At 60.9% G+C, this 25,842-nt stretch carries 12 protein-coding genes; 11 read left to right on the forward strand and 1 reads right to left on the reverse strand.

What is annotated here, in order from left to right; all coding sequences use genetic code 11:
• Nucleotides 1-132 precede the first annotated feature (132 nt).
• The 3 genes from mobF to OH491_RS16460 are packed head-to-tail and all read left to right on the forward strand — an operon-like array spanning nt 133 to nt 4,721.
• Nucleotides 133-2,979 carry a MobF family relaxase gene (mobF, locus tag OH491_RS16450; protein ID WP_068770489.1) on the forward strand — a complete coding sequence of 949 codons (2,847 nt, stop codon included), beginning with the start codon at nt 133-135 and terminating at the stop codon, nt 2,977-2,979.
• 2 nt (nt 2,980-2,981) lie between these two features.
• On the forward strand, nt 2,982-3,407 hold the full coding sequence (locus OH491_RS16455) for a hypothetical protein (RefSeq protein ID WP_334319323.1): 426 nt from the start codon (nt 2,982-2,984) through the stop codon (nt 3,405-3,407).
• Nucleotides 3,408-3,464: 57 nt separating this feature from the next.
• Entirely contained in the window at nt 3,465-4,721 is a 1,257-nt protein-coding gene (locus OH491_RS16460; RefSeq protein WP_084442199.1) for an ISL3 family transposase, read from the forward strand.
• A 94-nt stretch (nt 4,722-4,815) separates the two neighbouring features.
• Here the strand turns inward: OH491_RS16460 and OH491_RS16465 are convergent, their stop codons facing one another.
• Complete coding sequence (locus OH491_RS16465) at nt 4,816-5,187, reverse strand: DDE-type integrase/transposase/recombinase (RefSeq protein ID WP_068770486.1); 372 nt, start codon at nt 5,185-5,187, stop codon at nt 4,816-4,818.
• Nucleotides 5,188-5,737: 550 nt separating this feature from the next.
• Here OH491_RS16465 and OH491_RS16470 point away from each other — a divergent pair.
• The 8 genes from OH491_RS16470 (at nt 5,738) to OH491_RS16505 (ending at nt 25,766) form a co-directional block, all read left to right on the forward strand.
• A complete protein-coding gene (locus OH491_RS16470; protein WP_084442198.1) occupies nt 5,738-6,325 on the forward strand; it encodes an RNA polymerase sigma factor in 588 nt (195 codons plus the stop codon).
• Nucleotides 6,322-7,440, forward strand: a complete 1,119-nt coding sequence (locus tag OH491_RS16475) for a FecR family protein (RefSeq protein WP_068770484.1) — start codon at nt 6,322-6,324, stop codon at nt 7,438-7,440. The genes OH491_RS16470 and OH491_RS16475 overlap by 4 nt, the downstream gene beginning before the upstream one ends.
• A 101-nt stretch (nt 7,441-7,541) precedes the next feature.
• Nucleotides 7,542-10,985 carry a TonB-dependent receptor gene (locus OH491_RS16480; RefSeq protein ID WP_068770483.1) on the forward strand — a complete coding sequence of 1,148 codons (3,444 nt, stop codon included), beginning with the start codon at nt 7,542-7,544 and terminating at the stop codon, nt 10,983-10,985.
• 51 nt (nt 10,986-11,036) lie between these two features.
• On the forward strand, nt 11,037-16,631 hold the full coding sequence (locus OH491_RS16485; RefSeq protein ID WP_068770482.1) for an autotransporter domain-containing protein: 5,595 nt from the start codon (nt 11,037-11,039) through the stop codon (nt 16,629-16,631).
• A 26-nt stretch (nt 16,632-16,657) separates the two neighbouring features.
• Nucleotides 16,658-18,094 (forward strand): 3-keto-disaccharide hydrolase, encoded by a 1,437-nt coding sequence (locus tag OH491_RS16490; protein WP_068770481.1) that lies wholly within the window; start codon nt 16,658-16,660, stop codon nt 18,092-18,094.
• Complete coding sequence (locus OH491_RS16495; protein WP_068770480.1) at nt 18,094-18,960, forward strand: alpha/beta hydrolase; 867 nt, start codon at nt 18,094-18,096, stop codon at nt 18,958-18,960. Before OH491_RS16490 ends, OH491_RS16495 begins: the two co-directional genes overlap by 1 nt.
• Before the next feature lie 83 nt (nt 18,961-19,043).
• Nucleotides 19,044-21,995 (forward strand): glycosyl hydrolase, encoded by a 2,952-nt coding sequence (locus tag OH491_RS16500; protein WP_068770479.1) that lies wholly within the window; start codon nt 19,044-19,046, stop codon nt 21,993-21,995.
• A 369-nt stretch (nt 21,996-22,364) separates the two neighbouring features.
• Complete coding sequence (locus tag OH491_RS16505) at nt 22,365-25,766, forward strand: IPT/TIG domain-containing protein (protein ID WP_068770478.1); 3,402 nt, start codon at nt 22,365-22,367, stop codon at nt 25,764-25,766.
• Nucleotides 25,767-25,842: the final 76 nt, after the last annotated feature.

Genomic DNA, 25,842 nt, shown 5'->3' on the forward strand with positions numbered 1-25,842 from the left:
GAAAGCCCTGAAAAAATCATTCGCTTTTGAGCGAAGGGGAGAAGCGTGCTGTCCAAAAAGAACGCAGGTGTGTTCCGGGTGGGCGCGGCCTGTCCGTATTCTTCGCACGCGTGTCGTGAGGGAGGTGTCGTCATGCTGACGGCCAAGCCGCAGGTGAATCTATCCAACGCGGAGGGGTATTTTCGCGAGCATCTGGCGACAGGGGATTACTATATGGACGGCCATGTGGTGCGCGGCGAGTGGCGCGGCGTCGCCGCGTCCATGCTCGGGCTCGAAGGCGTGGTGGACGAGAAAAGTTTTTTGGCGCTGTGCGAAGGTCAGCACCCGGAAACCGGACAACTCTTGACGATGCGGCGCAACACGACCCGTCGGGAGGGCGAACACACGGTGTCGAACCGCCGCGTGTTTTATGACTTTACCATATCGCCGCCGAAATCGGTCTCGGTGGTCGCGCTCTGGCAGGATGCCCGGATTATCGGGCTGCACGACCGCGCTGTTCGCGTGATGGTCGATCAACTGGAAAAGTTCGCCGAGACGCGCGTGCGCAAGGACGGCGAAAACGGCGAGCGCGTGACCGGCGGTGTCGTGACCGCGCTGTTCCGGCATGACACGAGCCGCGAACTCGATCCGCATTTGCACACGCACTGCGTGGTGGTCAACGCGACCTACGATTGGGCGGAGGAAAAGTGGAAGGCGCTGCACGCGACGGGCATGTATCGGGCGCAAAAATTTGCCGAGAATCTTTACTACCACGAACTCGCGCGCGGGCTGCGCAATCTCGGCTACGAAATCGTCAACACGCCGACCGGGTTTGAGATTCAGGGCGTGCCAGAGAGCGTGGTTGCCCGGTTTTCCAAGCGGCATCAGCAGATCGATGCGGAGACGAAAAAACGCATCGAAACGGAGGGACTGCGCGGGAACGAAAAGGCGCTGCGCGCGCAGGTCGCGCAGGACAAGCGGCGGCGTAAAATCAGAAGCCTGTGCGCGGAAAAACTGCGTCCGCGCTGGGCCTCGGAAATGCCCTCCTGCGAGCACGCCGCGCTCTCGCGCATCACCCCGGAAAAACTGCCTCCGCCGCTGCCGGCGGTGACCCCGGAGAAATGCGGACTGCCCGGATTTGTCACGTGGGCCGACGCGCACCTGTTTGAGCGCCGCTCGGTGGTCGGCGACTACGAACTGATGTCGGTGGCGCTGGCCCGTGGTCGCGGCCAGAATTTTTCCCTCGGTGAACTCGAAAAGGCGGTTGCGGACCGGGATTACGTATATTCGGAGAACAGCCGGAAGCTGACCTCGAAAGCCGTGTATGCGCGGGAATATAAAATCGTTCGCGCCGCGCTGGACGGCCGGGGCAGGCACGCGCCGTTCAGCCAAAACGCGGTCCTCTCGATCCACCTCGGGAACGAGCAGCGGCACGCGGTGCGGCGCATTCTGGGCAGCTGCGATTTCATCACCCTGTTCCAAGGGGGTGCTGGCACGGGGAAGACTTTTGCGCTGTATGAAATTGCACGTGCCATTGATGGCAAGGGTACGCCGGTGCTGGTGGTCGCGCCGCAACATCAGCAGGTGGCGGATTTGAATCGGAACGGCCTGAAGGCCGTCACGCTGGCGCAAGTTCTCACGCATGGGAACCTGGCCCGAGGCACGGTCGTGATCGCGGACGAAGCCGGGCAGATTGGCGGTTCCGACATGCTGGCATTGATCGAGCACGTGCAGGCCTGCGGCGGGCGCATCATCCTCTCCGGCGACACGCGGCAGCAAGGGCCGGTGGCCGCGTCGGACGCGCTGCGTGCCATCGAAAAGCACGGTGACGTGACCCAGGCGCGACTGAACACGATCCGCCGCCAGAATCCCGACACCGTTTCGTCGAAAGAGGAAAAGCGCGCTGTGCGCAAATACCGCTCGGCGGTCAAAGCCGCCGCCGATGGCGAGCTGATCAAGTCGTTTGACCGGTTGGACGCGCTGGGCTGGGTGCGCGAGCGCGAGGCGGAAGATTTGAGGAAGGAACTGGCGCGGGAATACTGCGCGGCCTTGTCGTGCAAGGAAAGCGTGCTGGCGGTGGCACAGACGTGGGCGGAGGTGCGCGCGCTCAACGCGGAAATCCGCCAGCAACTCCGGGAGTCCGGGAAAATAGGAATGGGAAGGCAGGATGTGCCGGTGGTCTCGTGGCAGTCACTGGACTTGAGCGAGGCGCAAAAGCGTGATGCCCGGTTTTATCCGGCGGATTCGAGGGTGTATTTTGTCCGTGGATATGGACGTTTTATGAAGGGCGACTGGGGGACGGTTGCCGGTGTCGATGCTCGTGGGGTCTCTTTGTTGAAGGATGGCGTGACGACTCGGGTGGGCTTTGAGCAGGCGAGTCGTTTTGTCGTGACCGCGCCGTATCAAATCGAACTGGCGAAGGGCGACCGCTTGCAGATGAAGTTCAATGGAAAATCAGCCGAGGGCGCGGCGATCCGCAACGGGGAATTGGTGACGGTGCGGCGTGTAATGAGGGACGGACGCATCCGCGTGCGCGACGATGCCGGCGTGACCAAAACGCTCTTGGCTTCGCAACGGATGTTTGTGTCCGGCTATGCGGTTACGGCCTATGCCTCGCAGGGCAAGACGGTTGACACGGTGCTCGCCTCGTATGCGGGTGATGAAGCCAGGCCTGCGGCGGTCAATCGCAACCAGTGGTATGTGGCGATTTCCAGAGGGCGAAAGAAGGCGGTGGTATTTACGACCGACAAGGAGGCGTTGCGTGCGTGCGTGGAGCGCGAGTCCGACCGCGAGTTGGCGCTGACGCTTGAACCCACGCCTTCGCAGAAAGCGGACATTGCCCGGCTGATCGAGGAGGAGCACCGGCAGCGCATGGCTGTCATCTATGAGCAGCAGCGCAGAGCTGCGCAGCAGCAGCAAATCCGGCAGGGCATCACCCCGCGAATACCATCCCCTTCACCCGCACATCACCAACAACAATCACGAGGAATGAGACTATGAGCTTGAAGGAAGCAATCGCCAAACGCCGGGCGGAAAGGGGTCTGGCCGCGCCAGACGAGGCGGAGCCCCAAATACCGGAGGCATCGAAACCGGTGTCACTGGAAATCAGCATCGCGTCGAAGGGAGAGACTTGGGAACTGCCGTGGATGTGTTTCAACGGGGCGTGTTTTTCGGCGAATGCCGCCACGCCGGACGGTTCGGGAAAAGCGGAGCGGCTGGATATTTTTTATGTCCAGCGTGAAGTCATTATTTTCGGGAAGAATCTGCTCGTGCTGCGCAAGGCGGTCAACGCGATGATGCTTTCGGAAATACGCGAGACGCCAAATACGTATAGCGATGCAGCATGGGACGACAGCCAGCCGATGATAATAAGCATCACAATAAAACTACGCGAGAAACGATGGTTTTTTACATCTCTATCATCATAAAGGTTCTTCGCTATTTTCAGTGGAAGCATGGGATGAGATGGGGTGATGTAAAGGCTAATGACACCCGAAGCATTATTTCATCAGTTGCTGGGATTGGGGGAGGAGTGGCGAGTGAGCCGCTGCGAGTTTGACGCCACGGAAGGCGAGGTGCGCCTGAGTGTCGAGGAGTTGCCAAGATTCTGGGAGGAGGAGGGCGCCCGGCAAAAGCAGGAGGTGCGGCCTTACGATCACACCGGGGAGATCGAGTGGAGGCATTTGAACGTCTTTGAACACCGCTGCGTGCTGCGTTGCCGGGTGCCGCGCGGGCAACGGCGCGACGGGAGCGTTTACCGGGTGCAACCGCCCTGGCAGGGGCTGTGCAAGCACTTCACTAAAGCGTTCGAGGCGATGGCGTTGCTGCTGTTGCGTGAGATGCCGGTGGCGGCGACGGCGCGGCGGCTCGGCGAGCATGACACGAGGCTGTGGCGGCTGCTGCACGCGCACGTGGCGGCGACATACCCGAAGCTCGATTTCAGCGGGGTGACCTGCGTGGGCTGCGACGAGATGAGCGCGCGCAAGGGACGGCGTTACGTAAGCGTGTTTTGCGACCTGGTGGGCCGGCGGGTGCTCTTTGCGTGCGCCGGACGGGATGCGGGAACGTGGGAGAGGTTCGTGCAGTCGCTCGGCGAGCACAACGGGCATTACCGGGCGATTACGCGGGTGTCCATCGACATGAGCCCGGCCTACCTGAAGGGAGTCGCGCAGAGCATCGGCATGCAGGCGCAGGTGATCTTCGACAAGTTTCATGTGATCGCGAAGGTCAACGGGGCGGTGGACGAGGCGAGGAGGGAGGAGCAGAAGCTTTGCGACGAGCGGCAGCGCGAACTGCTCAAGGACGCGCGCTGGGTGCTGCTGAAGAACGAGGACAACCTCAGCGCCAGGCAGAAACGGCAGTATCAGGGGTTGCTCCAAAGCACGCTGGGGACGCTGAAGGCCTACCAGATGCGCCTTGCGTTGCAGAGGATCTACCAGATGGGCAGCGTGCAAAGGGCGCGGCGCAAACTGCGAGCGTGGTGCCGGTGGGTGCGCTGGAGCGCGGGCAAATATCATCCGCCGATCCTGGCCGACATGGTGAAGTGCGCCGGGATGGTGGAGAGGCACCTGGAGGGCATCCTTGCGCATTGGGAGGGGCACATCACCAACGCCTTCATGGAAGGGCTCAACAGCGTGTTCAGCGCGGTGAAGCGCAAGGCGCGCGGTTTCCGCTCGGTGGACAACCTTGTCGTCATGCTCTACTTTCACGCGGCCAACCTTTCCATTCCCACTTTCCACTGAAAATAGCGAGGAACCAATTATGATGCCGCAGATTGCAGAAGGCCTCAACTCATTCGAAGACGCGGCTTCGCACCTGTGCGCGCGTCTCGAAGCGCTAGAGATAAACGAGTTCGATTTTCAGCGTTAAAAAACCACCCAGCGAGGACGTGTCATGCTGTCGCTTCGCTCGGTAGTCATGACAATTACCGCAGCGGCTCATGGACGCACGAATGCCATGGGCGGCGAGCCGGGCGCGGAAACGTTCACTGGCATACTGGACGTTCCGGTTGGAATGAAGCACCAGACCCAGCTCGCATTTTCCACCCCGGCGCAGGACGGGCATCTCCAACGCGGCGATGGCAAAATCGGTAGCCAACGACTCGGTGAAGGCGTGCCCGAGCACGCGCCGGCTGTGCGCGTCGATGATGACGGCCAAATACAACCACCCCTTGGCAGTGGGCAGATAGGCTGGCATTGTTTTCGCCATGTTTGCCTTTTCTTTTTGGTTTGGCCTGTTTCCTCTATCCCCAAATCAAAGGCAATCTCAGCCCGTGCCATGCAGCATCACAAACATGTCCCGGGGATATATCCGTGCTCATAAATCCAGAGGTATCGAGACACCGGCATCAGGTTTTATACGATATGATTTTATATTTAATACATTGATGAATAATATATTATGATTCAAGAAGGTTCTAAAAAAGAACCATAATACCCATCTTGTTTTTCTGTTGTGCATCGCTTTTATCGCTCCCCACTCAGTTCTTTATTCACCCCTATCTTCTCCACCCACTCCTTTACTCCGTCAGCGCATTCCTTCAGACCCCGCTGGCATTGGACAAAATCACCATGAAGCCCCTCGCGCATCCACGTACTCCTCTTTCCGTCTCCTGGTTTTTATATATCACCCGCGTCGGTTTCCAACATCGGATCGGCAGATGATATAATCATCCTGCGCCTCTTCTCCTCGACTGTCATTATTTATACCGGAGTCATGTCCTCGGAGTTCATATTAAACGAAGCCTTTTTATCCCCCCATGAGCCCCTCTTCCCGTGAATCCGCATTCAGCGTGCCGCCCTGCGCGGACATGCCGATGGAAAAATCACAATGGTTCAGGGACGAGGTGCACGCCCATGACGCCAAGCTCAAATCCTACCTGCGCGGCTCGTTTCCCACGGTTGATGCCGAGGACGTCGCGCAGGAATCCTACCTGCGCATCTGGCTGGCAAGCGTAGGGCAACCGATCAAGTCGGCCAAGGCGTTTTTATTCACTGTGGCCAGGAACCTTGCGCTCAATTCGGTCCGGCACAGGAAAAAATCCCCGATAATCGACATGCCGGATTTGGCCGCGCTGAGTGTCATTGTTGAAAGCAGGGATGCCGCCGAGGCCGCCGCCATCAGTGACGAGATCGCATTGCTGGAGACGGCCATCGCCTCGCTCCCGCCCCGCTGCCGTGAAATCGTCATTCTCTGCAAAATCCAGCACATCCCCCAGCGCGAGGTCGCCGGGCGCCTCGGCATTTCCGAAATCACCGTGCAAGAGCAGGTCTATCGAGGCCTCCGCCGGATGGAGGCATTTTTCATCAAACGCGGCGTGATCAAGCCGTGGCAAAGCGACAAATGAGCACGCATTCCGACAAAGAGGTCATTTCCGCCGCCGCCCGCTGGGTAGTCCGGCGCAATGCCGGCCTGTCCGTGACGGAAGCGGAAGAGCTTCGGCAATGGCTGGACGGGGACGCGCGCCACAGGACCGCGTTTGAGCACTACGCGCGCGCTTGGTCGGCGTTTGAAGGCCCGGAACGCGAGGATGCCCAGAGCGCGATGATACGCAGGATCGGGACGCGTGTGAGACAGCGGCGCGCGCGCCGTGTGGGCGGCATGTTTGCGGCGGCGTGCGTCATTGCGGTTCTTGCGTTTGCCGTGTTGAGGCCCTGGCCTAGCGTGGACAGGTTGCGTCCGGCAGGGGCACTACCCGCGGGCACGGTGGTGATACATCCCGAACGGCTCGTGCTTGAGGACGGCTCGGTGGTGGAGCTCAGGCAGGGCTCCGCCATCGACGTGCGCTACGACGATGCCACGCGCCGCGTTATCCTGTCGGGCGGCGAGGCGCATTTCCAAGTTGCAAAGGGCCAAGATCGTCCGTTCGTGGTCGTGGCTGACGGCATGGAGGTGCGGGCGGTCGGCACGGCGTTCGTCGTGCAGCGCGGCGCGGCGCAAGTGGAGGTTTGGGTGACGGAGGGGCGGGTCGCAGTGGAGAAAGCAACACCCGCCGCGCCTCCCGGACCGGAGGACGCAACCACGATGGCAGGCGCGACAACCCCTTCCGCCGTGCCAGCGGCGCCGCCGGTGCCCCCCGAACCGGTTCCCGTGGCGATGCTCGGCGCGCACGAACGCATTGTGGTCAGGACGGCGCCCGAGGCGGTCGTGCCTGTCGTGACACCGGTCACATCCGCCGAGATCAACGAACGCCTGACATGGCGCATTCCCCGTGTGGAGTTTTCGGCGACACCGCTGGCGGAGGCAATCGCGCTGATCAATAGTTTCTCGCATTTGCCGGATGGCAGCGCGAACGCGCGGCTTGTGCTGGCCTCCGAATTGTCAGGCATAGCATCGGAGCCCGTGAGCGGTTTCTTCCGCGTCGACAATATCGAGGCATTTGTGCATTTGCTCGAAATGAACCTGGGCATCGAGGGCGAGCGACGCGGCAACGAAATCATCCTGCGCAAGGCAAGACGGTAACCCCGTGTTTTTCCCGGAGGAGGGGAGAGGGCGCACAAAAAAAACGGCCCCTTCGAAATTTTCCCATGCTGGCTTTTCCCGTCCGGGGTGTCTCTGCCAGTATGCCCACCCACAGATTATCCCTGACCGGACGCCTCGTGTTGTTGCTTTTCGCGCTCGTTTTCGCCGTGCGCCTGCCCGCCGCTGGCGAGCCGCCGAAGTTCTCCTTCGACGTGCCTGCGGACATGGTTGAAAACGCCATCAAAGAACTCTCGCGGCAATCCGGCGTGGATGTCCTTGTGTTGACAAAAACCGTCCGCGGCATCCGCTCCAAGCCCGTCAAAGGCGAATACACTGCGCGCGCGGCGCTGGAGATCATGCTCGCGGAGACGGACCTCGTCGTCGGGCAGGACGCGAAGACTGATACGCTGATCGTGCGCACAAAAAAGGGCACGCAAACCGGCGCTCCTGCCACCGGCGGCATTGAGGGTGTTGTATATAATTCCACCAACGGCCTGCCCGTCGCCAAGGCGAGGGTGGCCATCAAGGGCACGTGGCAGGAAACGCTCACCGACGATGACGGACGTTTTCTGTTCGCGGATATTCCCTCCGGTGAGGCCACGCTGGAGGTCTCCTATCTGGGCTTTGACCCGCGCACCGCCGTGGTGCCGGTGGCGGACGGAGAAACCGCCACCTGCGATTTCCAGCTTGTCCGCGAGGGCACGGCCAAAAGCGCCGCAGCGAAGGACGACGTGGTTATGCTGGAAAAATTCATGGTCGTGGCCGACCAGGCGATGACCGCGCAGGCGATCGCCATGAACGAGCAGCGCCACGCCGCCAGCATCACCAACGTCGTCGCTCTTGATGAGCTCGCCGGGCAAGGCACGGAAAACATCGGCGATTACATTCGCTTTATGCCGGGCGTGTCCATTTTGGACGACGGAGAAGATCCCGGCACGCTTTCGCTCGGCGGTTTTCCGGCGGACAAATCAATCATCCAGCTCGACGGCGGCGACCTCGCCGGCACGGGCGTCGGATTGTCGGGAGATCGGACCATCGGCTTGCAAGACGTGCCGATGGTGAACATCGAGCGCGTTGAAATCACAAAAGTGCCCACGCCTGACAAACCTGCCTCGGGCCTCGGCGGCTCGATGAACCTCGTGACCAAAAGCCTGCTCGGCACCAAAAGAGCGCGCCTCGACTGGTCGCTCTACATGAATCTCAGCACCAACGATAATCTCTCCCTCACCGGCGGAGCTGCACAGCCGATCTCCCAAGTTTCCGCGCGTACCAAGCAACCTTCCTTCAGCGTCAACGCGATCGTTCCCGCAGGACGGCGCCTGGTCTTCAGCGCAGGTTTGTCGAAGACATGGAAACAACGCCCCGCCGCCGACACTCCCACGGAAATAGCAGAGTGGAATCTCAGGTCGACCGACGACAGCGGAAATCCAAAGGACATCGCGCTGTCGGGTGTCACGTGGACGCAGACCGCGCAAATCACCAGCATGAAAAACATCCAGGCCGGCGTGGAGTGGCGCGTGGCGAGAAACGACACGCTGGCGTTCACCGTGCAATACCGCCAGGTCGCGCTCGAAAACGCCAGCAGCCGCCTGGGCTACCGCTTCCACGGCAGCAATGCGTACAACCCCGCGGTCCCCGCCGGCGGAGATCCCGCCACGACAACATCCAACAGCGTGGCGGGCAGGGCGAGTTTTGGTGCCGGCGGAAATGTCTCGGCCAACTACTACAACGAAACCGACACCACGCACCTCACGATGCGTTACAAACATCGCGGCCCGAAATGGAACATCGACGGCCAGGCCGTCTATTCCCACGCCGTGCGCGAACGCACCACCCTCGACCGCGGCTATGTCGCCGGATACACCGCCTCGCGCACCGGCCTCAACATGACCGGTTATGGCATAAACACCACTGACAGCATTCTGCCAACCCACTATGAAGCCACGGTCAACACCACGGGGGAAACCGTCACCGCCGGCGACATGAACGACTACAACCTCACCTCCATGCGACTCTCGGAGTGGGGATTGTTCAAGACAGACAGCTACTCGGGCCGCCTTGATGCCGAGCGTCTCTTCAGCCATTATTTTTCGCTCAAGGCCGGCGGTTCCTTTTCCCGGCAGGAACGCGACAACCAGCGCGAATTTCCAGTTTATGATTTCACTGGTGATCCGGGCCTCCTCAGCAGCGAGCGGCAACTGATCGCCAACTACGACCTCATTGATGAACGCATCAACGTGAAAATGAACGGGCAAAGCATCAACTGGGTAAGCCCGATGAAAGTCTGGAACCTTTACCAGCAGCATCCCGAATTCTTCACGCTTACCACCAACCGGAACGAGCAACGGGCCGATCAAGCCAAGCGCATGTGTGAAGACATCGAGGCCGGATATCTGCGTCTCGACTTCCGGCTCTTCCACAACCGCCTGCATGCCGTCGTCGGCGCGCGTTACGAACGCACCACGCTCGACGGCTGGAGCATCCGCGAGGATCCGTCGGCCATCTATCAACGCGACGCAGACGGAAAACGCATTATTGACCCGGCCACCGGCGGCTATCTGGAAGTCCCGACGGCCAACAGCGACGAGCGCGATGCGCTCATCTACCAAAAACTCGGATACCACGAACGCAAAAGCTACGACGGCATCTATCCGAGCGTAAACCTCAACTACTCCATCACGCCCAACCTCGTCGCCCGCGCCGCCTACGCGCGCACCATCGGCCGGCCCAACGTCGGCGACGTCCTCTCGGGCATCACCCTCCCGGAAGTCACGGACGACGCGAGCTCCTATCTCATCAGGGTAAGCAATCCCGGCCTGGAACCGTGGACGGCGGACAGCTACCACGTCTCACTCGACTCCTATCACCTTAAGGGCGGCTTCGGCTCCATCGGCGTTTACCAGAAAAACGTTTTTAACTTTTTCGTCGACAAAACCCTCCCCGCCGACGAGGCGACCCTCCTCGCCTACGGCATCCCCCCAAGCGACGTCAGGGACATGCTTCTAACGGGCAATGTCGAAATCCGCCGCAAGGAAAACATCGGCGACGCAAAACTCACCGGCCTCGAACTAAGCTACCGGCAGGATTTGTTCTTCCTCCCCTCTTGGCTGAAAAAAACCCAGCTCTGGATAAACTATACCCACCTGAAGGTCAGCGGTGACAAAGCGGAAGACTTTACCGGCTTCACGCCCGACGCGTTTTCCGCCGGCATCAATTACATCCGCCCGCGCTTCTCCCTTCGTCTCTCCTGCGCGTATCAGGCCGAAACAAAAAAATCCCGCGTCAACCGCACCTACACCGGCGCCTTCACCGCCCGTGCGTGGCCCGCAGACACCTTCGATTACCAGGCCGCGCACACCCGCTGGGGCGTGAACGCTGAATACAGTTTCTCGAAGGCGTTTTCCCTCTACCTGAACTGCAGCGATATATTTGGCGACGATCTCATAATCTATCGTCGCGCGCCCGGCTCCCCGAAATACGCCGACAAGTATCAGCGCCGTGTTGCCGTTTCCTACGTCATGATTGGCGCGAAGGGATCCTTCTAATCGCGCGAACACGGCACCGATTCACATCAAAAAGAATAACACGCCGATTTTATGAAAATCCCAAATTTTTTCTCCCTCGCCCTGCTCACTGCGCTTTCCGTGACACTTCCAGCGCAGCAATTCCCGCCCGTCACCGGCACCACTATTTTTTCCGCAGACACCATCTTCGACGGAATGGGAACCACCCATCTGCGCCAGCAAAACTCCGGGAATATAACATGGCTCATCGCCGATGACGTCACTGTGACCGTCAAAAACAGCTATTTGGACGGCGGCACAAACTCCGTCGCCGGCGGCATGCTGCGCCTGGCCAACAACACGATCTTCCGTATCGATCCTTTGGATACAAATGGACGGGTCATTTTTGATAACAACATGGCGCCCGGATGGGCCGGCGTGATTTACGTGGGCTCGAACGCCAAACTCTACATCACCAACGCCGAATTCCTCGGCAACTACAGCACGCTGCGCAACGACGGAGGCGGCGCGCTCGGAGGCGATACCAATTCCTACATCGAACTCGTAAACACCTACTTCGAGGGGAACAACGCGCGCGCCGGCGGCGCGATCAGCGCCTACGGCGAACTCCGCATGACCTCGGGAACCTTTGTCGACAACTACACCATAAGGGTCAACGTCGCCTCGTTGGGCTACGGCGGCGCAATCCGTCTGGGCAACGGCAGCGGCGCACCCCGGAGCGTGCTCCGCGACGTCGCGTTTTCGCGCAACGTCGGCGTGAAAGGCGGCGGCGCGCTGGCCGTCCAGGGAAACCACTCGGCGGAACTGACCGACGCCACGGCATTCACCAACAACGCCGCCGGCTTGGGCGGCGCGATTTACAACGACGTCGACGCCTCGGTCGCGAACGTCACCGGAATCATGCTCCGGTACACCGGCACGAGCGGCGTCACAAATTTCTCGTATACAGGCAACGTCGCCAAGGGCGCGTTCGTCACGACGGACGCCGATCTGGCCGCCATGCTCACCGGAACGATGCCCTTCACGCCCGCCGCAAAAGGCGGCGGCTTTTATTTTTCCAACGCGGTCACTAGCAAGCTCCAGTTCGACATCGCCGACGGCGTCACCGTCACCATCGGCAACGCCGGCAACCCCGCCGCATGGGATTCCTTCGCCACAGCCGACGCCAGCGGCACCACGGCGTTGATCGAACTGACCGGCACCGGCGCGAGCGCGGGCACGTTGATATTGCACGCGGACAATTCCTACTTCCAAGGCACCGTCAACGTCGGCGCGGGCTCGCTGATTCTTGGCAACCAAAACGCCTCGCTCGGCGGCGCAATCACAGTGGCATCCGGCGCGACGCTTGGCGGCTCGGGCACACTCGTCACCTACAAGCAAAACGACACCGTGTTCGCCGGACGCACCAGCCTCACCCTCGCAACCGGGGCGCGCCTCGCACCCGGCACCGACACCGCGGCGGATGCGGAAACGCTCCATGTCTTGGGCGGCGTCACCGCCAGTGCCGGTGCAATATTCAGCCACGACCTTTTCGACAGCGGCTCGGCCAGCCGCCTTTTAGCCGACAGCATCGACTTGACCGGCGCGGCAACCGTCAACCTCGGCCTGCTGGCGACAGGCTCGTTTGTGCTGATGGAGTGGACGGGCGCCGGACTTGACGCGGCAGACTTGGGCAACCTCTCGCTCACCGTGGACGGCGCGATCAACAACTCCCGCAGCATCGCCGCGCTTTCCCTGTCGGGCAATCAGCTCGTTGTCACCAACACCGTCAACAACCTCGTCATGCGCTGGACTGGCGGCGAAGGTTCCCGCTGGATGCGCCGCCCCTCCATCGCACAGAAGAACTGGGCCGACGCAGGGGGCTCCGCCGAGAACCGGTTTTTTAATGCCGACACCGTGGTATTCGACGGCACGGCGGACGCGGCCAACGCCGGCAATCGCGACATTACCATCGAGGCTGGCGGAGTGGTGGTTTCGGGGATGGAGGTGTCGGGGACGGCGCGTTATGTGTTTCGAGGCGAGGGCGGCATCGAGGCCGATGCCGGTGTGGTGGGCAGTGCGTCATTCGCGCCAACGGGCAAATTAATAAAAAGCGGCGCGGGCGAGCTGGTTTTCGCCAACACCGCGCCAAACATTTTTCAAGGCGGCATCGAAATCGCGGGCGGCGTGATTGCCTTTGACCACGCGGCCCAACTCGGCTCCGGAACCGGTGGCATCATGTTCACCGACTCCGCCACCCTGCGCGCCTCCGGCATGATCACGGGCACGCTGACCGGTGGCGTGGGCATCGCGGCGGGCAGGACCGCCGGGCTGGAGGTGGAGCCAGGCGGCGCACTTGTTTATGGCGGCACACTGGTCGCGGGCGGGACGGACTCGGTGTGGCGCAAGACCGGCGCGGGTTCACTGCTCATTGCGGGTGACAACTCGAGCAACATCGGCGCGGTCGCGGTGGACGCAGGGGCGGTGCTGGTCGCGGAATCCGCCGCCGCGCTCGGCGGAAAAATCACCGTGGGCTCCGGCGCTGTGCTTGGCGGCGTGGGCGCGGCGGGCAATGGCGGCTCGGTCCAGATCGCCAGCGGTGGCATTCTGGAGGCAGGCGTTGACACCGCGCAGTCCGGCACGCTCACCGTTTATAATTTGGAGCTGACTAGTGGCGCGGTGCTCAAGTTCGATTTGTTCAAGGAAGCCGACGGTGCCTATAGGAAAAGCGACCGCATATACGATGCGGGCGCGTCCGCGATCAGCGGTTCCAACATCATTGACCTCACCTCCTTCGCCTCGGGCACGTTTAATCTCGGCAATCTTGCTGCGGTTGCCGCGGACGGGCGCGTGACACTCAGCGGCATGACATTGCCCACCGGTGGACGCCTCTCGGCGGAGTTATCCGGCACGGGCGGCGTGTTGGAATTGGTCATGGCGGCAGACCAATCCCGTGTGATGACCTGGACGGGCAGCGGCGGCTCCACCTGGAATCTCGCCAATACAAACTGGACGGACAACGGCGCGGTGAACCAATACAGCTATGGCGACCGTGTGCTCTTCGCCGGCGCCACCAACCAAAGCATCCTTATTGATGCCGGCGAGGTGCGCGTCGCCGACATGGCAGTGGGCGGCGACGCGGATCTCACGTTCACCGGCGGCGGCATCCATGCCGCTGCCGACAACGTGCAGGACGACGGTTCGGGTGGATTCCTCATCACCGACGCCACGGGCAAGCTGACCAAAACCGGCAACGGCGTCCTCACATTCGCGAACGGAAAAAACACTTTCCGCGGCGGCATTGATCTCGACGGCGGCGTGATCGCGATAAGCAATGGCAACCAGCTCACGACCTCCGCCTCCACCGGAATCACCTTCACCGGAAACGCGGTCCTGCGTGCCACGGCAAACCTGACGCTCGACGGTGACCTCACCATCGACACCGGCAAAACCGGCGTCGTGGACAGCGGTGATCACACCATGACACTGAAAGGAACAATCAGCGGCACAACAGACGCCACCTTCGCGAAAGACGGCGCCGGCACATTGCTCCTCGACACAGATCTCTCCGATTTTTCCGGCACACTCACCGTGCTCGGCGGCACGCTGCGCGCGGGCGCCGCGGACTCGCTCACCAATGGAAATCAAGCAGCCATCGTCGTGAACGCCGGCGCAACACTCGATCTCGACGGCAACAACCAATCACTCACCAACCTCACCGGCGCGGGCGAAATCGCCCTCGGTAGCGCCGAACTCACCTACACCGTCGCTGATACTTCCGACTGGGAAACATTCGCCGGCAGTTTCACCGGAAGCGGTTCGGTGATCAAAACAGGCGACGGCAAATGGACGCTCTCCGGATCGAGCAGCCACACAGGCGGAACAATTTTGCACGCAGGAGAACTCGGCCTCGCCAGCAACAACGCGCTCGGCACCGGCGCATTGAAAATCGAAAGCCTCACTGCAAAATTGCACATCGATGCGAACGGTCTGCTCATCCCCAACGACATCTCATCAAGCGCGGCCACGCTCACCGTCGAAACCAACGGCCACGACGCCGAGCTCTCCGGAAAAATCACCGCAAGCTCCGTCGTCCTCGACGGCACCGGCACGCTGGCGCTCTCCGGCAACAACACCTACAACAGCCTCACGGTAAACATCCCGCTCGCGATCGCCCGGCGCGCCGAGTCGATTTCCGGAGCGGTGCACATCGGCAACGGCTCCATGTTGGAGTTTCGCGACATCAGTTCGGGACAAGTTCTCAGCAATATCGCTGGCGACCGCGTGCTCTTCACGTCGAGCACACTGTCCCTGCTCGGCGCAAACAACCTCCGCGCGCTCGACATCACCGCCGGCTCGCGAGTCACCTCCGTCTCCACCGGCGCGCTCGGCGGCGTTGGCGCAAACATCACCGTGCGTGACGGCGCGTGGCTGACCATATCCAATCCGGGCACCACCGGCGGAAACATGAGCGTGGACGGTGGCACGATTGTATTCAGCGCACCGTGGGAAATGTCCTCGCTCGCGCTCTCCGGCACGCTCGCCTTCACCAACGGCGGCGAAATCCGCCTCGACGGAATCTTGCCCACCGGCATCTACACCGCCGCCATCGCCTACGGCGGCATCACGAACCTGCCCGACTACGACCCGCACCAAGGAAGCATGCTCATGGTCGCCGATATCGTCCACGGCGACACGCTCGTCATCACCGCCTACAACAAGGCGCTGGAACCCGGCAAAGACATCGCGGTCGGTTTCGACGCGATGCGCGCCTCGGCAAGTGCCATCAGATCCCACGTCGATGAACACTTCATCGTCCCGCTCACCGGCGGCGGCGCGGATTCCTCCTCTGAAAACAGCCTCTGGTTCCGTGCGCTCGCATCCTTCGCCGAGCACGAAGCCAGCCTCGGCTACCTCGGCTATTCCGAGAACACCTACGCCGGCATTCTCGGCTACGACTGGATATCCACCGGACGTCTCATGCTCGGCGGCTACGCGGGATTTTTCTCCACCGAACTCGAAACCGACAACAACGCCACGACCGACATGGATCTGCCGATCGTCGGAATCTACGGCGCGATCCGCCGCGGCAATTTCTACGCAGGCGCCGACATCTCGTTCGGCATGGGCAGCGCCGACACCTGCCGCCGCGAAGACCACGGCAACACCGTGAAAGGCACCTACGACCTAGACACCTTCAGCGGCGGCGTGGAAGCAGGCTACGTGTTGTCCGTCTTTGCCCGGAGCCATTTCCGCCCGTCCATCGGCCTGCAATACACAAGCGTGTCATTCCGCGATTATACAGAATCCGGAAAAGGCGGCGTGCGTATTGATAACGTCCGCACCGACATGCTGGAAAGCGTCGTGCGCCTCGACCTCAGCCACGAGTTCAAAGGCCCGTGGGGACGTCCCGGAATGTTGGACCTCGGCGTAGGCTGGCGCCAAAACCTGAACAACCAGCAATCAACCATTCAGGCCACACTCGTCGATTATCCCGCGGCTAAATTCCAAATCCGCGGCGATGATTATGACTCCACTCACATCAGCGCCCGACTCGGTTTCCGCCTCGCATTCACAAAACGCACCGTCTGCTCCCTCGCCTACGAGTATGACTGCGCCCCATTCGGCACCATGCAGATCGCCACCCGGCGCGACTCCTTCTGGGCATCAGTCCGTCACTCGTGGTAAACCGCCAGCAACACATTCTTCATTCCATGAATAACACAATCAACCTATCCAAATTTATATTTGTTCCCGTGCTCGCTCTCGCACTCGCCGGCACCGCCTGCGCGCAAAAACCCGCCCCCCTCTTCAACGGCAAAAACCTCGACGGCTGGGTCCAGCGCGGCGGCAAGGCCAAGTATCACATCGAAGGCAACGAAATCGTCGGCACCTCGATGATGGGCACCCCAAACACATTCCTCTGCACCGCCAAAACCTACGGCGATTTCATCCTCGAATATGAATTCAAAGTCGACCAGCGCCTCAACTCCGGCGTGCAAATCCGCAGTGAATGCCTCGACACCGACATAGAATTCACTCTCGACGGCACACCCAAAAAAATCGCCGCCGGACGCGTCCACGGCTACCAAATCGAAATCGATCCCGACGTCCCGCGCGCCCGCATGTGGAGCGCCGGCATCTACGACGAAGCCCGCCGCGGCTGGCTCTTCCCCAAAGGCAAACAACAGGAAGCAACCTTCAGCGCGCTCGGCCGGACCATTTTTAAACCCGACGACTGGAACCACGTCCGCGTCGAAGCCATCGGCGACTCCATTAAAACATGGATCAACGGCACGCCCTGCGCCGACATCATCGACTCTATGACAGCGCGCGGCTTCATTGCCCTCCAGGTCCACAGCATCGGCAAAGACAAAAACAAAGACGGCACCCAAGTCCGCTGGCGCAATCTCACCATCACCGAATTTCCCGACGTCCCCACGACCGTCGCGCTCAACACCCTCACCCCCGCCGAAAAAGCCACCGGCTGGAAACTCCTCTGGGACGGCAAAACCACCAAAGGATGGCGCAGCGCCAAAACCGACACCTTCCCCGCCAAAGGCTGGGTCGTGAAAGACGGCATCCTCACCGTCCAAGCCAACGGAGGCCAGGAATCCGCCGCCGGTGGCGACATCATCACACGCGAGCGTTACACCGATTTCGAACTCCGTCTCGAATTCAAAATGACGCCCGGTACCAACAGTGGCATAAAATATTTCGTCCAACCCAACCTCGACCCCATCTCCGGCACCGGCGCCAAAGCCGCCGTCGGCTCCGCCATCGGCCTCGAATATCAAATCCTCGACGACGCCCTCCACCCCGACGCCAAACTCGGGCGCGACGGCAACCGCACCCTCGGATCCCTCTACGACCTCATCCCCGCCGCCGCCGACAAAAAGCCCAACTCCACCGGCGAATGGAATACCGCCCGAATCATCGTTCGCGGCAACCACATCGAACACTGGCTCGACGGCGAAAAAGTCCTCGAATACGACCGCGACACCCCCGCCTTTCACGAGGCCGTCGCGAACAGCAAATATAAAAACATACCCCATTTCGGCGAATGGTCCGATGGCCACATTCTTCTCCAGGAACACGGCAATGAGGTCTCCTATCGAAATATAAAAATCCGCATTCCCGCCAAACAATAATGAAACCAAACCTCGCGACCGTCCTCGCCGCCTTGCTAGCGGCATCCGTGTTTTCCACCGCCTCCGGCGCGCCGGCCAAAGCCACGCTGGGAACTCCGCAAATATACAAAAAAGTCTCCGGACGCGACCTGCGCGTTTACACGGTGCTTCCGGAAAAATGGACGCCCCGAGACGAGCGCCCGGCCGTCGTGATCTTTCATGGCGGCGGCTGGGTTCAGGGCACCCCGGCAGCGATGAATCGCCATGCCTCGCATTTCGCCTCGAAAGGCATGGTCTGTTTTCTGGTCGAATACCGCCTGCTGCCCAAGAAAGGCGCGGACACTCCGGCGATGTGCATGCGCGACGCGCGCTCCGCCATGCGCTGGGTACGCGGGCACGCGAACGAATTCGGCGTTGACCCCGCCCGCATCGCCGCCTGCGGCGGCTCCGCCGGGGGGCAACTGGCCGCGTCCACCGCGCTGATCAACTCGCCCGACTTCGACGAACCGGGCGAGGCCACCGTGACCTCCCACCGGCCCGATGCGCTCATCTTGTTCAATCCGGTGATTGACAACGGCCCCGATGGCTATGGTCACAAACGAACGGGCGACGATTATCGCAGCTTCTCGCCCTTTCACAATGTCACACCGGGCGCGCCGCCGGCTATTATTCTTTGCGGCACTGCCGACAAATACATACCGGTCAAAATGCTCCGCGATTTCGAGGCCGCCATGAAAACCGTCGGTGCCCGCTGCGAAGTCCGCCTCTACGACGGCCAGAAGCACGGATTTTATCTGGGGGACGGAAAATATCAGAATCTTGCCTGCTCGGAAGCAGACGCCTTTCTCACCTCCCTCGGCTGGCTGGTGAGCAAAACACCCCGCTGATAAACACGGACACGCCTGGATACAGATCAGCTTAGCCGGTCCGCCGTGGCGTGCCAAATATATAATCCGCAATTCCCGCACCAATGAAAAAACACTGGTTGCTAATTCTGCTTTCCCCGGTTGCAGCCCTCGCGGGCCACGCGAGCGGCGTGCTTTCGCCGACGGAGTTTCGCTCGCCGCCGGACTCTGCGCGCCCGCAGGCCATGTGGCAATGGGTGGGCTATAATATAACAAAGGACGGCATCACCAAGGACCTAGAATCCATGAAAAACGCCGGCGTGGGCGGCGCCATCGTTTTCCAAATCACATCGGCGGGGACGAGCCGCATCGCGCCCGTCGCCAATGTTTATTCCCCCGGCGTCGCATATTATAATGACAAATGGCTCGCCCTGCTCACGCACGCCGCGGCGGAGGCCCAAAGGCTCGGGCTGGAACTGGGCCTGCATAATTGCATCGGCTGGTCGGCCAGCGGCGGACCTTGGATAAAACCGGAAAACACCATGCAGCGCATCGTCTGGACGGAGCAGAGAGCCATCGGCCCGCGTCCGTTTGACCGGTTTCTCGACCAGCCCGCCTGCAAGATGAATTATTACAAAGACATCGCCGTGCTGCTCGTGCCCGACGGCGATCCCGCGTCCCGTCGTGTGATTGATATTTCCGGGAAAATGCGGTCCGACGGACGCCTGGTTCTCGAAATACCGAGGGGAAAGCACACCATCTATCGCTTCGGGCATACGCCCACCGGGGCTAAGCCGAACGCCGCTCCCGAAAACACCGACGCACTGGAGGCCGACAAGATGAGCGCCGCCGCGATGTCCCTCCACATGCGAAGCGTGCTGGAACCGTTGCAAAAACACCTCGGCGACTATATCGGACATTCCCTCAAAGTCATTCATTTCGACAGTTACGAGGCGGGCGGACAGGACTGGACGCCGCTCATGCGGGAGGAATTTCAAGCGCGAAAGGGTTATGACATCATCCCGTGGCTGCCCGTCCTCGCGGGGCGCATTATTGAAAGCAAGGAAGCCACGGAGGGTTTCAGACGGGATTTGAACACAGTCATCGCGGACATGTTTCTCGAATATGGTTTCCAACTGCCCAAAAAAATCCTCTACGAGGCAGGCTTGGAAATGTCAAACGAGCCCTATGCCACCGGGCCGGGCAATGCCGCGCGCCCGTTCAACACCTTCGACGCCGCGCCCGAGTCCGACCGCCCGATGACCGAATTCTGGTTTCACCGGCGGAGCGACGAGATGGATCCGTGGCGTGTCGGCGCGGCCATCCCATTTTTTGGGAAAACCGTATTGGACGCGGAGGCCTTTTCGGGGCGTGGCGAGCACAGTCGCTGGAGTGAGACGCCCGCGCGGCTCAAGTTTAGCGGCGACCTCGCCTTTTCGCGGGGTGTCAACCGAATGATCCTGCACCACTGGGTCCACCAGCCTTTTCCCGATCATATAAAACCAGGCATGAGCATGGGGCCGTGGGGAGCCCATTTCGGGCGCAACCAGATTTGGTATGAGCCTGGCAAGGCATGGCTCGCCTATCTGGCCCGTTCTCAATATCTGCTGCAACAGGGTGAAAAGGTGTCCGATTTTATCGCACTGGATGTTTATGTTCCGGGCGGCGACGTGATTTCGGAAAAATCCCTGCTCAACCATGTTAATATAAAAGACGGCAAGCTGATCGGCCCCACCGGGCGGGTGTATCATTTGCTCGCCATTTCCGAGAAGGACCAGGTGCCGTTGTCGTTGGAGGCTCTCACAAAAATTGAAGAGATCGTGGCCCGTGGTGCAGTTGTGTTCGGACCAAAACCATCGGTGGCCGCCCCCTGTCTGGATTCTGCGGCTGTCGAAAAGAAATTCAAGGAATTGGCCGACCGCATCTGGGGGAAAGTCCCCCTCCCGGAGACGGGAGAAAACTCATACAAAAAAGGCAGGGTGCTGTGGGGCGGCTCGGTCGATGAGGCGTTGCGTCGGTTAAATGTTCCGGCGAGTGTGGAATTTCACGACAGTCGTGACCGGGGCGATTCCATCTGCTGGCTGCACCGGCAGGCGGATGGAGTGGATATTTTTTATTTTTCCAACCTCGGGGCGGAATCCAAACACCTTAATGTTGCGCTGAGAGCAAAAAACAAAACTCCTGAAATCTGGGATCCAGAAACCGGAGCGGTGCGCCCCGTCGCCATCTGGCGCCCGACCGACACCGGCGCAAACGTATCACTGTCCCTGAAGCCCAATCAGGCGCTGTTTGTAGTCTTTGAAAAAACAATCACACAGGATGATTTTGCTTCCGCCGTAACCACCCGGCTGCACGCGGATGATTTTATGGTGGAAAGAAAAGCGGATGGCTGGATGGTCAAATCCGCCAGCCCCGGAGTCGTTGAATTGCAAACAGCCGCAGGCCGTAGATTGCGCGCTGCCATCGCCGCCGTTCCTGGCGGTCTGGTTCTCGGCGGGTCGTGGAATGTAGAATTCAAGCCGCCCGTCGGGCAATCCTTCTCCATCAAGTTTGACAAACTTGAATCGTGGACGCACTCTGACGACGCGCGTATAAAGTATTTTTCAGGAACCGCTGTATATACAAACAGATTTCGCCTGCCCGAAACCGCCGCCGCCGATGATTTGTCCGTCATCCTCAATCTCGGAGTCGTAAAAGAACTGGCTTCTGTTTCGGTCAACGGCAAGTTCGTCGCCACGCTCTGGCATGCTCCGTTCGAGGTGGAGGTTACTGGTTTTATAAAACCCGGCGAGAACGAGCTTCGCATCGAAGTGACCAACACATGGGCGAACCGGCTGATCGGCGACAATGAGTATCCCGATGACTGCGAGTGGAGCACGGGCAACCAAGTGGAGGGCCGGCCCCTGCGACGCTTCCCCGGCTGGCTGCTCGAAAATAAGCCGCGCCCGTCGGGGCAAAGGCAGGCCTTTTCGACGTGGGATTATTTTAATAAAAAATCCACCCTGACCGACGGCGGCCTGCTGGACGAGCCGAGGCTGGAGTTCCGCGTGCACGCGGCCTTTTCCCGGCCTGAGTGATGGCAACTGTTTTATTTGAATAAAATGAAACCAAATAAATGAAAAATGAAACCAATAAGATTTCTTGAGCATTTAAGGCAGGGGATTCTTTCCGGGGCTTCTGTGAGAATGCCCGAGCACCTATCAAATTATTGCACTATATCCGGCGAAGTCCTTGGAGATGCCTCTCTGCCTTCGGTGTCTTCCGTTCAAATAAAAGCAACGGAAACTACAGACGGAATTAAACAAATATCATTTCTTCATATCCAAGCCCAATGAAATTTATATAGAAAAATTGAACATCGATTCCGTTGCGAGTCCCCCTTATGGGGCAAGAACCGGAATTATTAATTGGCAGCCTGAAATCATCCGAAAAAACATTCTATTATTATGGAAACCAAGACCAATCCCCAAGCCAACCTCCCATCGTTCGTCACAAAAGCCCGGGCATTGATGCTGGCCGCAGGCCTCGCCACGCTGGCATCCGCGTTGTTTGCCGCGCCGATGGACGATACCACGCTGACTGATTTCGACTTCAGCGGCACGCAACAAACCCGCACGCAGACGCTGCTCGACAACGGCACGCTTGAGCTTCAGCGCGTGCTCACCGGACCGGCGAGCGGCTACCGCCACATGGGCTGGCCCATCGCCACACGCCTGCCCGACGGACGCACGGTGTTGCTGATCCGGCACCTTCTCGACCACTCCGCTTACGCCAGCTATCCCGACAACGCCCGCCGCATCATCTGGTCCGATGACAACTTTGCCACTTGGCAACCTGCCGACGTCTTGGATGCGGCACCGCCCTTCGGTCGCAACCTCGATGACACACCGACCAAATACGACTACCAAGGGATGCACGCCATCTCCTGGGCCTATGCCAGCGGCACCACCCAACTCGCCACCAGCGGCACCGCCCGCCTCGTCGCTGTCACCGCGCAACAGGACGAAAACCCAAAAACCCCGCGCGCCCGCGTGTATCTTTCCGATGATCGGGGCGTCACTTGGCGCGAGCAGCCCAATGCCCTCGCCGCCATGCCAACCGCCGCCGTCCACTCCGGCCCAAACATGGTCCGCCATCCCGAATTTGGCCTCGTAGTGCCCTTCGGTCAGGAGACCACCATCGGCTCCAACAAGCAAAACTTCCTAGCCCGCAGCGCCGACGCTGGCGAAACTTGGGAAATCAAAACGTGGCTCAACGCTACCGCCTCCCGCAATGTGGAGCCCTCCCTTGCCACGTGGGGCCCCGGCCACATGGTCATCATCGGGCGCGATTACAACGAGGCTTCCGGCTACGACTCCGCCAGCGGGAAATATTATTACACGCAAAACGTGTATAAGCACACCCCCGGCGCGCCGTTTTCCGCCGTCACCTTCGCCACCGCGCGCACCAATATCGCCGGCAACGGCGCCACCGCGAAGGCCAAGGGCAAGAACGCCCGCGAGGCGCACGATACTCCCGAGGTTATATACAATCCCGTCACCGGCCGCATCGAGGTCATTCAAAGCTCCCGCTGGGGCAACGGTGCCGAAAACCCGCTTCCCGCCGACCCGACCGACCCCACCCAGTGCAACAATTCGCTCAACCTCTGGAGCATCGACCCCGTTGACCTGCTCGCCGGCGGCACCACCTGGCGCTTCGATGGAAACCTCGTCGAACGTCAGGGTATCATCCTCGGCGGTGCCGCCGCCACCTACGGAGAGAAAGGCAACAAGGACGGCTACCACCCCGGCGGCTCCATCGTGGACGAGGCCGCCGGCAAACAGCACATCTTTATATATGTCGGCGTTTATACCCAATACGCCAATGCCTACCGCCTCAGCCGCCCGCTCGACACCTACGCCTTCCGCGCCGTCTGCGGCCTGCCTCCGCTGCCGGCGCCGGCCGTAACCGGTGCCACCGTCTCCGGCAATACCGTCACCATCAGCGGCATCAACTTCACCGCGCTCAAGGAGGTGCTCGTCGCCGGAAAGACCGCCGTTTTCTCCCCGACCTACAGCATCACCGAAATAAAAGCCACGCTCCCCGCCGGCGTCACCGCCGTCAACCCGGCCGACCTCGTCGTGCGCACCGATCACGGCATCACCCGCGGCCTGTCCGACCCCGCCACGCTTCCGCCCGCGGTTAGCGCTATCTCTTACGAGACCATCTGGCCCGGCAATCCCGTCACCATCACCGGCGTGAAACTCACCGATATAACCACCGTTCTTTTTGGCGATAAGGCTGTAACCGACTTCGTTTCGCATACCGACACACAAATCGTCGTGAACGTCCCCGCCGACATCGCCACCGGCGCCATCACGCTCAAGACCGCCAGCGGCGCCGTCGTGCCGCTCCCCATGAGCGGCGACTATGCCGCCGCTATCAAACCCTCCGACCTTGCCCCGCTCGTTTCCACGCAGCCCGTCGTCTCCGGCCTCCATCCCCTCGACCTCATCGCCTCCGCCACCGGCGTGCCCGCGCCCTCCTTCCAATGGCAATACCGCCGCGGCGACTCCGGCGACTGGGCCGACATCCCCGGCTCCGTCGATTACCAAGGCGCAAACACCGCGCACCTCTCCATCGTCAACACCGCCGGCAAAAACGGCTGGCAATACCGCTACGCCGCGATGAATCACACCGAGGACGTTTATAGCGACACCGTAACCCTTCAGCTCCTCGCCGAGACGCTCCCCGCTCCCGTAGGCATCACCGCCGCCACGGACTCCGCCGAGCCCGACCTCTACGTCGCCGATGCCCGCGCGCACGCCATTTATGTCGTCACGCAGCCCGACCAGAAAGCCCTCGTGCTTGCCGGACAGCCCGGCGAGCACGGCTTCGCCGACGGTCCCTCCGCCACCGCGCGCTTCAACACCCCGCGCGGTCTTGCCCTCGACGCCGCCGGACGGCTCATCGTCGCAGACACCGGCAACTCCCGCGTCCGCGCCATCGTCCCCGATGGCACCGTCTCCACCCTCTCCACCGCATTCAATCACCCCCGCGATGTCGCCGCGCACGACACCAACGGCGACATCTACGTGGCTGACACCGGCAACCACCTCATCAAAAAAATCACCGCTGGCGGCTCCGTCTCCATCATCGCTGGCGCGGCGGTGCCCGGCTTCGCCAACGGCGTCGGTCCCGAAGCGCAGTTCAACACCCCCTCCGGCATCGCCGTGGATCTCGTCGGCAACCTCTACGTGGCCGATACCGGCAACCATGTCATTCGCTACATCGACATGACTTCCGGCAGCGTCTCGACCCTCGCCGGCCAGCCCGGCGTGCCCGGGACTGGCGACGGCCCCGTCGTTAAAACCGGCACCCGCAATCCCGCTGCTTTGAACTCGCCCGAGGGTGTGGCCGTGGACAATACCACAGGACGTGTGTATGTGGCCGACACGGGCAACCACCGCATTCGTGTGATCCGCTCCGGCAGCGTGTTCTCGGTGGCGGGCCAGTTCCCCGGCATCGCCGGCTTCAAGGACGACATTCAATCGGAAAATTTGACCGTCAGCGACGGCTGGCTCGACAGCCCGTCCGCCATCACCGCGGGCGGAACCCGCACTTTCTACATCGCCGACACCGGCAACGCCGTCATCCGCCGTTACAGTGTCATCGCCACGGGCACCGACACGACGGGCGAGATCACGACGCTCCCGGTCAACGCGCTCACCAGCGATTCCGGCACATCCGGTCCCGGCGGTGGCAGTGGGGGCAGCTCTGGCGGTAGTGGCGGCGGTGCGCCGGGCTGGTATTTTGCCGCCGCGCTCGCCGCGCTTCTCGTCACCCGTGCGCTCGTTCGCAAGCCATGACCATGTTACCCAGGCAACGCAAAGCCACCAGCCACGATATGCTCTATTTTCTAAAACCCCCTATTTCACCGCACTG

Origin of the sequence: Termitidicoccus mucosus (genome assembly GCF_038725785.1) — a bacterium.
GTDB classification, from domain to species: domain Bacteria; phylum Verrucomicrobiota; class Verrucomicrobiia; order Opitutales; family Opitutaceae; genus Termitidicoccus; species Termitidicoccus mucosus.

Excerpts from the sequence above, each read along its gene's own strand:
- mobF (WP_068770489.1), top strand. The coding sequence starts at position 133 with ATGCTGACGGCCAAGCCGCAGGTGAATCTATCCAACGCGGAGGGGTAT.
- OH491_RS16460 (WP_084442199.1), top strand. The coding sequence starts at position 3,465 with ATGACACCCGAAGCATTATTTCATCAGTTGCTGGGATTGGGGGAGGAG.
- OH491_RS16465 (WP_068770486.1), bottom strand. The coding sequence starts at position 5,187 with ATGGCGAAAACAATGCCAGCCTATCTGCCCACTGCCAAGGGGTGGTTG.
- OH491_RS16470 (WP_084442198.1), top strand. The coding sequence starts at position 5,738 with ATGAGCCCCTCTTCCCGTGAATCCGCATTCAGCGTGCCGCCCTGCGCG.
- OH491_RS16475 (WP_068770484.1), top strand. The coding sequence starts at position 6,322 with ATGAGCACGCATTCCGACAAAGAGGTCATTTCCGCCGCCGCCCGCTGG.
- OH491_RS16480 (WP_068770483.1), top strand. The coding sequence starts at position 7,542 with ATGCCCACCCACAGATTATCCCTGACCGGACGCCTCGTGTTGTTGCTT.
- OH491_RS16485 (WP_068770482.1), top strand. The coding sequence starts at position 11,037 with ATGAAAATCCCAAATTTTTTCTCCCTCGCCCTGCTCACTGCGCTTTCC.
- OH491_RS16490 (WP_068770481.1), top strand. The coding sequence starts at position 16,658 with ATGAATAACACAATCAACCTATCCAAATTTATATTTGTTCCCGTGCTC.
- OH491_RS16495 (WP_068770480.1), top strand. The coding sequence starts at position 18,094 with ATGAAACCAAACCTCGCGACCGTCCTCGCCGCCTTGCTAGCGGCATCC.
- OH491_RS16500 (WP_068770479.1), top strand. The coding sequence starts at position 19,044 with ATGAAAAAACACTGGTTGCTAATTCTGCTTTCCCCGGTTGCAGCCCTC.
- OH491_RS16505 (WP_068770478.1), top strand. The coding sequence starts at position 22,365 with ATGGAAACCAAGACCAATCCCCAAGCCAACCTCCCATCGTTCGTCACA.